This is a genomic window from Mucilaginibacter kameinonensis (assembly GCF_003675385.1).
GTDB lineage: Bacteria > Bacteroidota > Bacteroidia > Sphingobacteriales > Sphingobacteriaceae > Mucilaginibacter > Mucilaginibacter kameinonensis.
Genome location: NZ_RCWZ01000002.1, coordinates 801,448 through 817,562, shown reverse-complemented (window position 1 = coordinate 817,562; position 16,115 = coordinate 801,448). Strand labels below are relative to the sequence as shown.

Sequence of the window (16,115 nt, the reverse complement as noted above, 5' to 3'; positions counted from 1 at the left end):
ATTAACGACATTCTTTCAATGATAATAAATTGAATATGAGAAGATTTAACCATATCATGATGTTTATCCTGCTGGCACTCACCATAGCGGCTTGCAAAAAGGATAAAACAGTTTATTCCGACCCATATGGGGACGGAAAACCACCATTGGGTGTTACCCTCAGCCCTGACGCTGTACCTGCGCCGGCAGTTGGAACGGTGGGTACAGAGGTAACATTCAAAGCTACAGGCCTGGTCCCCTACAAAGACAAAATAAAGTTCATGTTTAACGGCGAACCCGGTCAGGTTACCGAAGTAACAGAATCAACCATTAAAGTAAAGGTGCCCCCGTTTGGCAGTACCGGTATTACGTCAATTGCCATTGATGATCAGTTAGTACTGGGGCCACTATTTAAGGTATCCGGATTAATTAACATTGATCCTTCTTTCAGGGCCACAGCCGGCGCGAACGGCACTGTAAACCAGGTATATCCTCTTGCTGACGGCAGGAACCTGGTATTGGGTTGGTTTACCAATTACGATAATAAAGGTATTATCACCCCTCTTAACCGCATTGTACGGACTTCGGCTGATGGTGAGTTTGATCGTACTTTCCGGACTGGTAAAGCAGCAAACGGATCATTATCAAGGGTGATAGAACTTGGCGGAAAATATGTTATCGCAGGGGGCTTTAGCGGCTACAACCAGCGTACAGAAAACATCAGCAATATTACCACTTTAAATATTGATGGTAGCATTGATACTATCGGCGTAAAAACTTACAGGCGTCCGTCGCAGACAGATACAACTAAATACTTTCCAAAGTTTAACGGCGGTACCAATGAGTACATATCTAAGATATATAAGCATCAGAACAAAATACTGGCAACCGGCAGCTTCAGATACTATGTAAACCGGGTTTATACCGAGCATAATCATGATTTCACCCGCGATACGGTGATCCTTGATAGTACAGAAATACGACAGATTGCCCGCTTTAACCTGGACGGATCGCTGGACAAAACCTATCGGTTTAATATAGCAAGCAATAAAGGTTTGCCTTCGGCAAATGGCCCGGTTGACTCCTACATGCATACTGATGCTGATCAACTGGAAAAACTGGTGTTATTTGGAAGCTTTACCACGTTTGATCAAGCACCCGCAGGACGCTTGGTTCGCTTAAATGCAAATGGAAACATCGACGACTCATTTAAAACCGGAGCCGGTACAGATAATAGTATCTCATCGCTGACATACAACCCTGTAACCAAAAAATACCTGATAACAGGGATCTTCAGAACATACGATGGCAAACCGGCCATCAGCATGGCGCTGGTTAACCTTGATGGATCTCTTGACCAAAGCTTTGTGGCTAAAACATTTGAAGGAGGTTACCCCGGTTTTGCCCGCCAGCTCAACGATGGATTGATAGTGGTTAGCGGCAGCTTTAAAAAATATAACAATGTTACCCGTAATGGCTTTATGGTGTTGAATACCAAAGGTGAACTTGCCGGAAATTATAACACTACCGGCCCATTCTCAGGTAGCTTGTCTGATATCATCGAAACAAAATCCACTGATGGTAAACGGGCGTTATTGCTGATCGGTAGCATATATCGCTTTGATAATACCCCGGTTAACAATATCATACGTGTAACCATCGAATAAATTTTATGAGAACCTATAATCTATAAGGAAATGCAGAACAGGAAAAAATATAAAGGAATCATTTTTTCAATTATTTGTGCATTGGCTGTTGCAACCATATCATGCAACAAGGATTTTGTACGTACCCTCCCCGATAAAAACTATACGGATACAGCCAAAGCAACATCCGGCGAACGCAAGGTGTTGTACCTGATTGTTGACGGGGCAAGGGGCTCATCCGTAAACAGCGCCAATGTTCCTAATATTAAAACACTACTCCCCTACTCCATTTATAGCTGGGTAGCATTGAGCGATCCGGATTCGACACGGGATGTAAGCAATTGGGCCAATATGCTAACCGGTGTAAAGAAAGAAAAACACAAGATCCTATCAGATGATTTTGCCGGAAACAACCTGGCAACTTATCCTGTGTTTTTTGAAAGGATAAAGGAAGAAAAGCCCAACGCCAAAATTGTCTCTTTTTCATCTTCGGCTATTTTTAAAAACAAATTAACCCAGGGCGCTGCCATAAGCCAGCAATTTGACACCGACGAGCAAATCAAAACTGCCGTAGTTAATAGCCTGAATACAGATACAGCGCAATTGATACTTGGCCATTTTAATGATATCAAAGAAGCCGGCGCCAAATATGGATTTGACAACTCATCATCGCAGTATAAAGCCTCTATTGAAAAGTTTGATGGCTATGTAGGTGAGATGATTGATGCCCTGAAAAAAAGGAAAAATTACGCCAATGAAGATTGGTTGGTAGTAATTGCATCAAGCGGCGGCGGAAAGTTTGCTATTCCGGCTAACCAGGACGACAATACTGTTTTCAGCAACACGGCAGTTAACACGTTTACCATTTATTACAATCCTAAATATAAACAAAGGATAATAGGTAAACCGTTTACCGGCAACAGGTATCTGGGGCGCACAGTGCGTTTAAAGGATACCGGGATACGGGCCGAAATTGATACGGCCGATATTTTTAACCTTGATGACACTACCAAATTCACCATTGAGCTAAAAGTTAAGAAAAATGAGGACAAATTCTTTTGGCCAAGTATTTTGGGTAAAAGGGCACAATGGTCTTCAGGACACCCGGGCGTTGGCTGGGTAATTTACCTGGAAGATGCTTACTGGTATTTTGAATACCGCGGTACTAAAGACGGAGACTATCATCAATGCCGTGGCGGCGACCTGCAAAAAGGCAGATGGCAAAACCTTTCGGTTAAATGCGAAATACGAGCAGGCAGGCGATATATCAGAACCTACACCGACGGGGTTTTCAATAATGAACTGGACGTAACCGAATCGGGGAGTTTTAGCAACCACAGCCCGCTAAAATTGGGGTACTTAAACGGCCAGGGGCATGGTACCCCCGACGTGTATGTAACTGACATCAGATTTTTCAAGATTGACGTGCCCGATGCCGTAATAGGAAATTATGCATGCGAAACATCCATCAGCGAAGGTCACCCTTACTATACTTTTCTGGCGGCGTACTGGCCGGGCACAGATGGTCAGGGTGATAAGATCAGGGATATAGGTCCACAGGCCCGCGACTTCCAATTAAAAGGCAATTATCAATGGGAAGATTTTAATGACCTGATATGCCCGCCACCGGCAGGGGCGCTTGCCCAGTTTGTTCCGCAAACGGCAGATATTCCTGCACAAATAATCAACTGGTTCAGGATACCTAACAGGCAGGCCTGGGGGCTTGATGGCCGCGTTTGGCTTGATCAGTAAAAGTTAACCATTACAAACTAAATTATTTGATGATGAAAAAATACAGATATGTTTTGTTTATCGGATTAATTGTTCTGATAGCGGGAGCCTGCAGGCAAAATAATCTTGATGAGCTTAAAGCAATTCAAAACACCGACAGGAATGTTTCCGGCGCAGGAGCCGATGCCAATGGTGTAGTTGCCGGCAATGAAATAGTTAAAGTACCATTTAAAATATCCTTATCGGGCCCCGCAACTAAGGCGTTCCAGGTAGGTATAACGTTTAATAATGATACCGTTTCCAAACTGATAGCCAACGGTACGCTTAAAAATACGGTAATGCTACCTGCCGGTGCAATTGATTACGACGGCGTGATCAATGTAGCATTCGGGGCTGATACCGCATCCTCTGTTGCCAGTGTCAGGCTATCAGCCATTGAAGCCAATTATGGTAAAAATGTAGCTTTTGCATTTAAATTGACAGATCCCGGCAAGGGCAACCAGATTAAAGGATCACAATCAAATATCCTGGTAGTACTTGATACCAAAACACTTATTAAAGAAAGCGATATTCATTACGTTTCGCTTTTGAATGGCGGTGGTATCTTGAATGTTGATTATCAAAAAAACTACACAACATCGCCGGCAGGTATCACCATTCCGTTAACTATAAACCTGGCGGGTGTGCCGGCAGGTGCATTTAATGTTAATGTGAAACTGAATATGGATACCATTGCCGACCTGGTAAGTAAAAAGGTGCTGCCTGATAACACTATCGCTCTCAAACCCGATCAGTTTAACATTGATACATTGATCAGGGTAAACTCTAACGCCAGCACAGCGGTGATACGCTTATCAATAGGATGGCCTGTTTTTGATGCCAACATAGCCGCTAATAAACGTTTTGGCTTTGTAGTGAGTTTGGTTAATCCGTCAAAACACATCCTGCATCCAACAAACAGCAAAATGATTGTTTTGGTACAGCCAGAGGTTAATCTTGATAACAACTCATACATCACAGGCAACGGTACAGGTTTAAAGGCGGAATACTTTTCGAATAATCAACAGCTTGATTTTGATGGCAGAAAGCCTGATCTTGTACAAATAGAACCCACTATTGATTGGCCTAACGACGGGGTTTGGCAAGCTGCTATACCAAGTATAAGCCATGATAATTTTTCAACCAGGTGGACGGGTGAGTTTCTTGCGCCCGTTCGGGGTGAATACGTGTTCTGGCAGAATGAATGGGACGATGGATCGAGGTTATACATAGACGGTAAGGCCATTATTAATGATTTCACCACCGAATGGGATAAAGACAGCCGTACAGCCAAAATATTCTTAGAACGCGGTAAACGCTATAAAATAGAAGCCGATCATCGTGAAAACGTGGGCGGCCAGCGTGCCCGTTTAACTTTTGAAGTACCATCGGCCGGTATTAATGGCAGAAGGATAGTACCGCAAAGCCAATTATTCCCAGCCCCTTAAGGCAGCTATGCTAATTGATTAATGAAAATTAAGGACATGAAAAAAATATTGCATATCATATCGGTATTTTCAACAGTAGCCCTGTTGTTTGCCGGATGTAAAAAAGATAAGCCCGCGCCACAACCCGAACCGGATGAGCCAAAACCTATTGTGGGTTTTACAGCCGTACGTACAGATAGTGTTGACTTTTTAAGTTATCAATTCACCAGTACGGCCGTCAATTACAAAGATATCCTGTGGCAGTTTGGCGACGATAGCACATCGGCGGAAAAAGCGCCTAAGCACAGGTATGCTTTCGACGGATTATATCACGTAACATTAACAGCCAGAAATTCGCAGGGTTACTCGGCGGCACGGGAAATAATACTGAACGTTGCCGATCCTAATTTTGACCGCACCAAGGTTGGAGAAAACTACTTTGCTACCATAGGCGGCACGTTTACCGTATCGCGCGATAATGGTGGCGGCCCAAACTCAAACGAGGGTTCGTTAAAAGTGGTTGACGGCGACCCGAATACCAAGTTTTTCCAGTCGGGTTTTTCCGGCGACCTGGTGATGAAATATGAACTTAAAACTGCGGTTGTTGCAGGAGCCTATACCATGACATCGGCAAATGATTCTCCTGATCGTGACCCTAAAGGATGGATACTTCAGGGCTCGGAGGACGGTATACGCTGGATAAACCTGCACAGTAAAAACAATGAAGTTTTTGCCAATCGCTTTCAGCGGATCATATATCACTTTAACAATAACGTAGCTTATAAATTTTACAGGATAACCATTAAAACCAATAATGGCAGCCGCGATTTCCAGATGGCTGAGTGGACCGTTAACAAAAAGCAGCCGTAAGGGCTGCTTTTTGTTATAATAAATGAGATGTTAGTATTAAGCTTTTCTTCGGCGGTTGGCTGGTTTCGAACCGAAAAATAAAGAAATGAAAAGGTTCCAATGATGCTGCTATTTTGCCCCGTACACCTTAAATTACTCGAAATCCCACCAGGGTGATAGCTTAGGCGGATTACCCAGGGTGTAAGGCTCCCCAATGCGGGGTACATTCACTGGCATACCCAGCTTTTTGGCTGCCGGCAGGAGTTTTTTTATCGGTTCGTTCCAGGGATGATTTGCTTCTACAAACTTGGCCCAATGGATAGGCTGCAGTAATCGGGTCCGCAGGTCAACAGCTGCCTGCGCGGCCTGCCCCAGCCATAAATGTGTCCATGGCCAGTTCGGGCTATATTGCCCACATTCCAACAGCGCCAAATCGAATGGCCCGTATTGCTTACCAATCTGTTTAAAATGCGGCCCGTATCCGCTGTCACCGCTGTAAAACAAGCGATAGCCGTTTGTTTGTATTACGTACGATGCCCAAAGGGTTTTATTTTCTGTACCATAGGTGCGGTTACTCTTATGTTGTGCAGGGGTGCAGGTAATGCCAAGTCCGCCGGGCAGCGTGGCCGACTGGTTCCAGTTCAATTCTGTAATCCGTTTCGGATCAAACCCCCAGTACACCAGATCTGCCCCTACCCCCATTGGTACTATGGCCATTTTGATACGGCTTTTTAATTTCTTCATCGTGCGGTAATCCAGGTGATCATAATGATCATGAGAAATGATCAGCACATCAATTTGCGGCATATCTTCAGCATGATAATGCATCGTCCCCCGGAACGCTTTCATCAGTCCGGGCACAGGCCCTGCATGGTTACTAAAAACCGGATCGATAAGGATATTACCCTGCCCTGTTTTGATTAACAAAGAAGAATGCCCGAACCAAACTATAACAGGCGCCGGCGCCGTCAATGCTTTCAAATCGGTTTTAACCCAGGGTAACGGATGCGAAGGCCTGACGATTTCCGGATGCCCCCGGAGAAAAAGAAATCTCGTTTTAACGGTTGTATCGGCACGCTCCGCCAGGTTTTCGAAGGCGCCATTTTTATAATTAGGCAAAGTATCAAGCCGGGCAAGTGCCTCGCCATCTGGGTCGTGTCCTAATGACTTCCATATACCACAACCGGCCAACGCCATCAGCGACAACACAGCCATCCCCAACCATAAACTTTTCATACCCAAACCATTGGAATAACGTTCTATCCTTCCAATTATTTCATGAACCTGGCTCCCGTAGTCACGAGGTTAATCAATAAAACTATTTTCCCCACCCACCTAAAGATCAACGCTTGATCTCGTAAAACTCACCGCGTTGCCAGAATATGAAGTCTAAATCATGGATATCCGGCCTGTAAACAGAGTTTATTTTCGCTCACAAATTCAGTTGTTTAAACATAAACACGTACTGATCTGCAAGGGTATAATCCATCATTTCATAAAAGTTATAAACCGGCAGATACTTATTGGTCATTAAAACCAATAGCTCAATTTGGTTGGCGTTAGCATAGTCCTCGCTATATTGCAGCAACTTTTTTCCGTAACCTTTTTTCTGAAACGCAGGCGAAACAAACAATTCATCAATCATTAATTGCCTGTTGGTCCACCAGGTTTTTTTATGACCTAAAATGGCTCCAGCTGGTTCATTATTATCGTAAATAATAAATCCAACAAAATCTCTGTGACCAACTAATTCGGCCAGGTACTGGTGTGCCTTTTCGCTTGTCCATTGGCAATTCCAGGGCGGTGCGTTATAGGCATCAACCAGGATAGCGGCGCAGTGAGACAGATGACTTTCGGTTATTGAGATAATTTCCATGCTGATGTTTGTTAGCTGACCGCTTCAGTAAACCCGAAATAATAAAAAACAGGGGCATCCTGAAACCGTACAAGAATACGCCAATGTAATTCAGAACAGGGTATTCATCGAGCGCGAGTCCATGATCTTTTAATATCTCGTAACAATGACCATAGGCTACAAGTATGATACTTATCCCTTTATCGTAATCGATCCATGACCACCTTTTTTGATTTTGTATAAATCGGGTGTTAAATGGATCCATGAAAAAAAATGCGTTTTTTTGTTTTGCAGGTATTAGATGTAATCATATACCAACACAATTCAAACACCCTAAAATTGTTTGTTTTAATCAAAAAAGTTACGGAAGTAACGAAAATTGAATATTAAACTGCAGTGCGGGTGCGTAATACCGGGCCGGTAACATTTTAGCTATAACAAACATAACAATATGAACTTCCGCGAAATTGTATTTACGATCAAGACGATACCTGAAGAGTCATTCTTGAAGTTGGAAGACATCGTAAAGCAAGTTGCATTACCTAAAGGTCATCTGCTATTTAAAGCAAATAAGATCAACAACCGTATTTATTTTATTGCAAAAGGCATTTCAAGGGCTTTTATTGAGGGTGATCAAAACGAAGTAACCTTTGCTTTTTTTGACGAAGGAAAAATCCTCCTGTCTATTCAAAGCTATGTGATGGATATTGCAGGTTACGAAAGCATCGAATTATTGGAAGATTGCGAGTTGTTCCAGCTCCATAAAAACGACTTGGAAGCCTTATACAGTTCCGATATCCACCTCGCTAATTGGGGACGAAAACTTGCCGATATCTCGTTTGTGGAAACTGAAAAACAAACGATCTCAAGGCAATTCAAAAGCACGCTTGACCGGTACGAGGAGTTTGTTAAATCATATCCAGATATTTTACAGCGGGTGAAACTGAAACATATCGCATCATACCTTGGCATGACCCAGGTTTCCCTGAGCCGCATCAGGGCAAAGGACAAGAGGCGCTTAAGGCAAGCTCAATTAAAGAGTACAGAATCAGGCAAAAGCCTTTAAGCCTATTACAGATGCGATAAGTGTAGTAATGAAAAACATCCGGATAAACGACAAAGGCTCACTAAAGAAAAAAGCCCCAACAATAACAGTTCCGGCGGCACCTATCCCGGTCCACACGGCGTAAGCAGTTCCCAGCGGAATGGTTTGGGTAGCTTTATTAATCAGCACAAAACTAAAAATAATACATACAACGAAACCCAACGTCCATTTCAGGTTGGAGAAGTTGTCAGATAATTTCAAACAAGTGGTAAATCCAATTTCTAAGAGGCCGGCAAAAATTAAACAGATCCAGTTCATGATATTTTTTCCGGCAAAACTAACCGGTAATATCACGCAAAAATTTATCCGATGTTAAATTCTGCAAGGTATATACGACACGAAAAAACGCTTAAAAAACAATTCGGATCCCGCTTCAATTAGATATTGCCAGGGCTGCTTCTTTGCGTTTTTTGGCACGAAGCATAATGGTGATCAGGCAATTGACTATTAAGGAGATAAAAAAAACAAGTCCGATAAGCCAGGAATTCCCCAGCTTGCTGAACAAAAACACGCTACCTATAGAAAGCAAACTCATTACCGAAAGGCATAAGGTTGCCTGAGCATGGTTAAACCCGAGTCGCAGTATACGGTGATGAATGTGGTTCCGATCTGCATCAAACGGCGATTTCCCTTTAGATAACCGGATGGTAAAAACACGCAGCGTATCAAAAACAGGCCCCGCTAATATCGCTACCGTTAGCGCAGGACTATAGAACATCAGATCAGGTGCCCCTCCTCCACTCATGCTTAGGGCGATAAACTTCAATGCCATAACAGACGATACCAATCCAATCAACAAGGCTCCGGTATCGCCCATAAAGATCCTTGCAGGCAATAAGTTAAAACGAAGAAAACCGAGAATTGCACCCGCCATGGCCAAACCTATAGCTGCAAGCTCGTATTGCCTGATATAAAAAAACAAAAAAGCAAAAGTACAATTAACAATGATTCCGGTTGAGGCCGCCAGCGCGTTAATACCATCAATCAGGTTGAAGGAATTGACAATGAGCATAATCAACAAAACAGACATTAAAACACTTGGCAAATAAGGTAAACTGTATATACCAAAAATGCCATACATGCTTGAGATACGGATATCGGCCGGAACAACAAGGATCAGTGCTGCAATTGCCTGTATAACAAATTTTGTACGTGGGTTTACTCCAGACAAGTCATCCTTAAGCCCCATAGCAAACAGAATAATACATGCGGTAAGCATGTAACTTACCGGCAACGACTTGTCAAGTATGCCGAATAAAAGGGCTGTTATGTTAAAACTTACAAAGATCGCCACACCGCCTAAACGGGGTATGCCATGGTCATGCTCCTTTCTAAAATGACCAATATCATCATACAAATGTCGGGCGCGCGCCACGTGCAAAATTGAAGGAATACACAACCAGGTAATTGTGGCCGAAACCAGAAAAATAAGGGTATAAAATACTAAGTGTTGAGATCGTAAAATTTCAAGCATAGTTTATAAAAATCAGGGTGAAGGCCAATTTTAACCGGATAAATGCAACTATTCCCCTCACACAAGCACGATCTCCTTATCCGGATAAAACTGCTTAAGTCATAGCTCCGCATAAACCTTACCAGTATTTTATAAACAATGGTTTAAGCGTAATTAAGGCGATGTTGGCTCTTTTTTCGTCGATTCCATTTATTGTAAAGGAAACACATGGGCGCGTAATCCTCAGATAAAGGAATTATTTCCACACTCGTACTGCTCCATATCTTGAAACATCACCCATAATTTCGTTTTCATTTACAATGCACACGATGTAAGTATCCAACAACAGAGCAAAAAGAAATTGCTGAATAAAGCTTATTTTTAATATGCTCTCGATATTTAAAACGCTGACATTCTGCAGCGAACTAAATATTGAAAGGCTCGCAAATATTTAACAAAAGGGAAACTAAACAAATCCATGTAAGGCTATTAGAAGTTTCATTAGCCAGTAAAAAAAACGTTACATTAGGCAATCTGGTCTGTTGCTTGTTTATTTCGCCGCCACGTGATGAAACTTTGGCGATCGGATAATTAAGAACCCGGGTATTGGTATACTTGCATTGTCATGTAGTTGAGATTGCAAGATCCAATACGTGAACTGCCGATCATATCAATAAATGTTATTATACAACCCATCAACTAACTTATACCCACAGATCATAAGCACATGAGCTCATACCAGGATTACGGTTATCCTAACGACGAAGCCAGCCACGCTTTCAATTATCTTGAACGGCCGTTAACCTCGTTACTAAATCACGATCAAAATACCAGCATCCTCGACCTTGGTTGCGGCAATGGCTTTTTGGTAAATTACCTGCTTAAACACGGTTTTAATGCTTACGGAACTGATGCATCAAAGCAGGGCATTGAAATTGCAGACAAAATAAATCCGGGAAGGTTTTTCGTACAGGATCTTTCGGTTCCCGGCTTACCTAAACAACTCGAAGACATAAAATTCGATACCGTTATCTCAACAGAGGTAATTGAACATCTTTACGACCCTCATGCTTTTATAGCGCTTTGCCGGGATATACTAACACCAACTAAAGGTGAACTGATCATATCAACACCCTATCATGGCTATTTAAAAAACCTGTTCCTGAGCATTTTCAATAAATGGGATAACCATATTAGTCCATTGTGGCAAGGTGGACATATCAAATTCTGGTCGGTAAAAACGCTTACTCAAATTTTAAATGAGCATGGTTTTGAGGTAACTGCATTCAGGGGATGTGGAAGGATACCTTATTTCTGGATGAGCATGATCATTAAGGCCAAGCTCAAGTAACTATGCTTTAAGTTTTAAAAATTGATGCAGCTTGCGAAGCGGTTTTAAAACAACTGTAAGCACAGGTATTTTTATACGGTTATGGTGCATAGCTTTTAAGTCAAATTTCCAGGCTTTAATCCTGTTGCTAAAACTGCTGTTACTAACGCCGCCCGCAAGCATATTAACCAATACCTTATTTAAAAAACAACCATTAACCCTGTGCTTATACATAAATCTAAGCATCAGTTCATAATCTGCCGCCGAACCAAATTCAAGGCTATAAAAACCGTATTTCCCGAACAATTCCCGCTTACAATAAAATGTTGGATGTGGAGGCATAAAACCCCAGCTGAACGAGTTTCTTAAACACTGTTTTGATACCCACCTGCGGATTATATGACCCTGCATCCCTATAACATTTAAGTTTCCGTAAACAACATCTGCATTTTGCTGCTCAAATGAGCGGACAACAGCGGCCAACACATCATTGTCTGCCAGTGCGTCATCTGCATTAAGTGTACCAACAATATTGCCGGTTGCGCGCCTGATCCCTTTGTTCATGGCATCGTATATTCCTTGATCAGGTTCGGAGATAACAACACTTATAAAATCGCGGTATTTGTCGATGATCCGGAGGGTTCCATCTGTCGAACCGCCATCGACGATAATGTATTCTATTTCAGGGTAATTTTGGCTGATAACCGAGTCGATACACCGGGCCAATGTGTTCTCGGCGTTATAAACAACAGTGATTAATGAAACCTTCAAATTCTAAAAATTGGAAAAACACACATCGGTAACACAAATTGTGTATTTTTGAAATATTACACAATAATAGAAATATTCAGCGTAGATACCGCCAATATGCGTAGATCGATATATATTTATTCCTGTTCTTTGATCTTACTTGTTCTAACCTCTTGCGCCGGAAAACAATACCAGGTGCTTTTTGAACAAAAAACTCCCGTTACAGACACAACTTCTTCCAAAAGCACGGGTGATCTCAGCGGTTATCATATCAAGTCTCAGGATATCCTTCAGATCCGGAACCTGCAAAACATCAAATACGTTGTTGACGAATCCCCTTCAGGCAGTTCGCAGACAGGTGGTGCCGGAGGTGCTGGTTCAGGGCAAACTTACCAGGTTGAAGAAGATGGTACCGTAGCGTTGCCGGTGGTAGGCCACGTTGCTGTTGCGGGGCTAACCCGCAGTCAGGCGGCCAAACTTATTGAGGATCTTTACCGTAAAAAGCTTCTTAAAGACCCCATTATTGAGTTAAAGATTACAAATCTGAAGGTGACGCTATTAGGAGAATTTAAAGGGCAGGGAAATTTCCCATTGCTCAAAGACAGGACTACACTTGTTGAGATGATTGGCGAAGCGGGCGGACTATCTGAAAGAGCCAATGAAACTAATATCAAGATTATCCGTGGAGATCAACTAAATCCCCAGGTAACATATATCAACCTGAGGGACATCCAATCAATCAATGATCCCCGGGCTATTTTACAAAGTGGGGATATTATTTACGCGTCTCAAAACAAACGGGCTATTCGTAGTGACAAACTGCAAAACCTATCAACGCTAACACAGCCGATATTGCTTTTGCTTAACACCGCCCTGGTAATTTTATCGCTTTCACGCCGCTAATGGAAGAAACAGAAAAAGTACAGAGAAAGCTTCCTACACAGGAGTTAGATTATTTCAAGATAGCGAAAATATTGCTGAGCCGATGGTATTGGATTGCAGCCTCGGTTGGCATTGCCTTAATTATATCCTACTCCTACCTCTGGTATACGCCTAAAACGTATGCCACATCAGGCACTTTGCGGGTTGAAGAGAAAAAGTCGGAAGTATCTGACCTGATAACGGTAATGGCTACCCCCGATCGCGGGCCGTCAAAAATTCAAAGTATCATATCGGTATTACAAAGCCGGGGCGTGATGCTGAGCGCAATCAAAGATATTGACTATAGGGTGAGCTTTTTCATCTCGGGCCGGGTACGCACAAGCGAAACATATCCTTCCAAGCCGTTGAACATTCAGTTCATTAAATTTGACAGCCTGAATTTTTTCCATGATCTGATCACCTACAAACCTATCGACAAACATAAATTTTCGTTGAGCTATAAGGCCGGAGAAAAAGAGATCGCCAATAATTACGCATACAACAGCCCTGTAACCATAGGTAATACCAGTTTCAATATTAAATCTCCGGGCGAGATGGGGAATAATACTATCCTCCTGTTTAAGTTTAATATCCCGGAAGACTATATCGGTCGTGTTCAGAGCGGTTTCAGGGCTGGTGAAACAGGTAGAAATACCAATATCATTTCCTTACAGGAAACAGACTCAAATCCTGTTTTCGCTGCTGATATTCTTAACAATATCATGAAGGAGTATGTCATTTTTGACAGGAATCAGAAAGCGCAATCTGCCTCTCAGATGATAGACTTTATTGATACACAGCTATCTTTCCTGCTAAACGAGGTAAAAGGCTCAGAAAGCTCTATAGAAAAATACAAAAACAAAACTAAAATACTCGATGTAAGTACAACGTCAACCTCTGCTGGTGCGAAAGCTGCCGAAATCGAGACCAACCGTTCGTTATTAAAAATCCAGATCATCGCGTTAGATCAATTAAAAGATCAGATCACGAATAACAAAGAAAACGTTACCCTGAATTTCAGTACGGGCGGGGCTGCTTTCCCGGCAATAGAAGCCCTAATTGGTAAGCTGGACGCAATACTCGCTGAAAAGGCAACTGTGTTGAAGACGTTTACACCAAATTCTCAGCCGATCCTTGACATTAACCAGCAAATTCTGCAAACCAAGCTTAATCTGTTAAATAACATTAAAGGTATCCGTACCAATATTGAAAAAAACATTGCTTACTTAGATTCGCAGCTGGCACAAATCAACCAAACCATCCAGGCATTACCTGCTGCTCAACGAGATATGGTTAGCCTGCAACGTGATTTTGACATTAATGACAAGGTATATTCTTTTTTATCTGAAAAGAAACTGGAAGCCCAGATCAGCCGTGCGGGAATTTTGCCTGGTGCTACAGTGATTGAAAATGCCCAGCCCAATTTTAGCCCGGTTTCACCTAATGAGCACGATATACACCGCGCCGCAATCATTTTTGGCCTGGCGATAGGTCTCGGTCTTATTGTCCTGATCCGGATTCTTAATCCTTATATTTATGATAAGGAAACTATCGAGAGCCTGACCTCCATCCCTATTCTCGGTATTATCAGAAAATATCCGGACATTGTAGATGAAAACAGCCGCGAAATTCTGGCGCTGAGTAAACCCCGCTCCATATTTGCCGAATCCGTGCGCTCGGTACGAACCAATTTAAGTTTTCTGGCCTCAGAAAAAGCAAGCAAAATTATCTGCGTTACTTCAGAAGTTGCCGGCGAAGGCAAGTCATTTGTGGCTGTAAATTTGTCAAGTACACTTTCACTTATCGATAAAAAAGTAGTTCTTGTGGGTGCGGACTTAAGACGTTCAAGACTCCACAAAACCTTCCATTTATCAAACGATATTGGCTTAAGTAATTACCTTGCCCACCAAAATAATATCGACGATATTATTGTTCATTCGGAACAGGCAAATTTCGACATCATCGTTTCAGGCCCTGTTCCTCCCAATCCTTCCGAGTTGTTGCACAGCGAAAGAATGAAAGCGTTGATTAACGAGTTAAAACAAAGGTATGATGTGATCATGATTGATACGGCGCCAATAGGCCTTGTGTCTGATGCCGTCCCTTTGATCAGATTAAGTGACATCAACATTTTTGTGATCCGCTCAGGCAGATCCAAATTTTATGCAGCCACCATTCCGCAACGTTTAGCAAATGAATACCACCTTGACAATACGGTTATTGTGCTCAACGCTTTTGAAGAAGACCTGCTTCATGCCCGTTATTATACAACCAAATTTACAGGTGAAAACGCGGGTTCAAGGTACTATTACTATTCAACCTACGACGGCTATGAAGGATCCGGATACTATCTGGATGATAAAAAAACTAAATGGTGGGATGTGAGACGATGGTTCAAATAAATTTGCTGAATAATGATGGATTTGAAAGCAGATGGAACAAATAAAAGATGGTATCCTGTTTACACGCACCCACGCGCCGAAAAAAAAGCATGCGAGGCCCTTGCGGGTAAAAAGATCGAGGTATACCTGCCCTTACACCGGCAGTTGAAACAGTGGAGCGACCGAAAGAAATGGGTGGAAGAACCACTTATTAAATCATACCTGTTTGTTAACATTGCCCCACATGAACAAGGCGATGTGCTAATGACAAAAGGAATTTCCCGTTTCCTGTATTTCAGCGGCAAACCCGCGACAATGCCTACCAGTCAGATAACCGAATTAAAGTTATTAATGGCGGGCCCATATGAATTGGAAGTAACTGAAGATAATTTACAGCCCGGCGAAAAAATCAAGGTGAAAGCAGGTGCACTAAAAGGAATGACAGGAGAAATTATATCGCACAAATCGCAAAAACAGTTTATCCTGCGGTTAGAAAGCATAGGACAGTCTATCATTGTTCATACCCTGGCTTCTTACATTCAACGCATTTAATCTTAAGGAATTATTTTTAACTAAAAATCCGGTTATTTTTGTTACCGGGGATCAACCATACGCATTACATTCATTAATGCGCAAACAAATGACTATT

The 16,115-nt window shown here is 42.4% G+C and carries 15 protein-coding genes; 9 read left to right on the top strand and 6 right to left on the bottom strand.

The genetic code is table 11. The annotated features are described in order from the left end of the window. Positions 1 to 35 precede the first annotated feature (35 nt). From EAH55_RS10385 to EAH55_RS10370, 4 genes are read left to right on the top strand one after another with little or no spacing between them, the layout of a single operon-like run. Positions 36 to 1,646, top strand: coding sequence for a DUF5008 domain-containing protein (locus tag EAH55_RS10385; RefSeq protein WP_121809563.1), 1,611 nt, complete (start codon positions 36 to 38; stop codon positions 1,644 to 1,646). 30 nt (positions 1,647 to 1,676) lie between these two features. Beyond that, positions 1,677 to 3,377 (top strand): alkaline phosphatase family protein, encoded by a 1,701-nt coding sequence (locus EAH55_RS10380; RefSeq protein ID WP_121809562.1) that lies wholly within the window; start codon positions 1,677 to 1,679, stop codon positions 3,375 to 3,377. Between the two features lie 32 nt (positions 3,378 to 3,409). Next, the gene (locus EAH55_RS10375) at positions 3,410 to 4,843 is read left to right on the top strand and encodes a PA14 domain-containing protein (protein ID WP_162996817.1); all 1,434 of its coding nucleotides are present in this window, start codon (positions 3,410 to 3,412) and stop codon (positions 4,841 to 4,843) included. Positions 4,844 to 4,879: 36 nt separating this feature from the next. Further along, positions 4,880 to 5,692 carry a PKD domain-containing protein gene (locus tag EAH55_RS10370; RefSeq protein ID WP_162996816.1) on the top strand — a complete coding sequence of 271 codons (813 nt, stop codon included), beginning with the start codon at positions 4,880 to 4,882 and terminating at the stop codon, positions 5,690 to 5,692. Between the two features lie 132 nt (positions 5,693 to 5,824). Here EAH55_RS10370 and EAH55_RS10365 read toward each other — a convergent pair whose 3' ends face one another. The 3 genes from EAH55_RS10365 to EAH55_RS31495 all read right to left on the bottom strand — a co-directional run bounded on the left by EAH55_RS10365 (position 5,825) and on the right by EAH55_RS31495 (position 7,791). Then, on the bottom strand, positions 5,825 to 6,907 hold the full coding sequence (locus EAH55_RS10365; RefSeq protein ID WP_121809559.1) for an MBL fold metallo-hydrolase: 1,083 nt from the start codon (positions 6,905 to 6,907) through the stop codon (positions 5,825 to 5,827). Positions 6,908 to 7,103: 196 nt separating this feature from the next. Continuing rightward, positions 7,104 to 7,547: a GNAT family N-acetyltransferase gene (locus EAH55_RS10360; RefSeq protein WP_121809558.1), complete on the bottom strand. Its 444-nt coding sequence runs from the start codon at positions 7,545 to 7,547 to the stop codon at positions 7,104 to 7,106. Further along, positions 7,489 to 7,791 carry an acyltransferase family protein gene (locus tag EAH55_RS31495; protein ID WP_121809557.1) on the bottom strand — a complete coding sequence of 101 codons (303 nt, stop codon included), beginning with the start codon at positions 7,789 to 7,791 and terminating at the stop codon, positions 7,489 to 7,491. The genes EAH55_RS10360 and EAH55_RS31495 overlap by 59 nt, the downstream gene beginning before the upstream one ends. Positions 7,792 to 7,977: 186 nt before the next feature. On the opposite strand from EAH55_RS31495, the gene EAH55_RS10350 reads away from it, so the two are divergent. After that, positions 7,978 to 8,592 carry a Crp/Fnr family transcriptional regulator gene (locus EAH55_RS10350; RefSeq protein WP_121809556.1) on the top strand — a complete coding sequence of 205 codons (615 nt, stop codon included), beginning with the start codon at positions 7,978 to 7,980 and terminating at the stop codon, positions 8,590 to 8,592. On the opposite strand, the gene EAH55_RS10345 is transcribed toward EAH55_RS10350, so the two are convergent. Together EAH55_RS10345 and EAH55_RS10340 are read right to left on the bottom strand one after the other, a co-directional pair. Beyond that, positions 8,575 to 8,889 carry a DMT family transporter gene (locus tag EAH55_RS10345; protein WP_114936938.1) on the bottom strand — a complete coding sequence of 105 codons (315 nt, stop codon included), beginning with the start codon at positions 8,887 to 8,889 and terminating at the stop codon, positions 8,575 to 8,577. The genes EAH55_RS10350 and EAH55_RS10345 overlap by 18 nt on opposite strands. Before the next feature lie 115 nt (positions 8,890 to 9,004). Continuing rightward, the gene (locus tag EAH55_RS10340) at positions 9,005 to 10,105 is read right to left on the bottom strand and encodes an MraY family glycosyltransferase (protein WP_121809555.1); all 1,101 of its coding nucleotides are present in this window, start codon (positions 10,103 to 10,105) and stop codon (positions 9,005 to 9,007) included. A 706-nt stretch (positions 10,106 to 10,811) separates the two neighbouring features. On the opposite strand from EAH55_RS10340, the gene EAH55_RS10335 reads away from it, so the two are divergent. Beyond that, entirely contained in the window at positions 10,812 to 11,435 is a 624-nt protein-coding gene (locus EAH55_RS10335) for a class I SAM-dependent methyltransferase (protein WP_121809554.1), read from the top strand. On the opposite strand, the gene EAH55_RS10330 is transcribed toward EAH55_RS10335, so the two are convergent. Then, on the bottom strand, positions 11,436 to 12,185 hold the full coding sequence (locus tag EAH55_RS10330; RefSeq protein ID WP_121809553.1) for a glycosyltransferase family 2 protein: 750 nt from the start codon (positions 12,183 to 12,185) through the stop codon (positions 11,436 to 11,438). A 129-nt stretch (positions 12,186 to 12,314) separates the two neighbouring features. On the opposite strand from EAH55_RS10330, the gene EAH55_RS10325 reads away from it, so the two are divergent. The 3 genes from EAH55_RS10325 to EAH55_RS10315 are packed head-to-tail and all read left to right on the top strand — an operon-like array spanning position 12,315 to position 16,018. Continuing rightward, the gene (locus EAH55_RS10325) at positions 12,315 to 13,067 is read left to right on the top strand and encodes a polysaccharide biosynthesis/export family protein (protein ID WP_162996815.1); all 753 of its coding nucleotides are present in this window, start codon (positions 12,315 to 12,317) and stop codon (positions 13,065 to 13,067) included. Next, complete coding sequence (locus EAH55_RS10320) at positions 13,067 to 15,487, top strand: GumC family protein (RefSeq protein WP_121809551.1); 2,421 nt, start codon at positions 13,067 to 13,069, stop codon at positions 15,485 to 15,487. The genes EAH55_RS10325 and EAH55_RS10320 overlap by 1 nt, the downstream gene beginning before the upstream one ends. Positions 15,488 to 15,499: 12 nt before the next feature. Next, a complete protein-coding gene (locus EAH55_RS10315; RefSeq protein ID WP_112573942.1) occupies positions 15,500 to 16,018 on the top strand; it encodes a UpxY family transcription antiterminator in 519 nt (172 codons plus the stop codon). Positions 16,019 to 16,115: the final 97 nt, after the last annotated feature.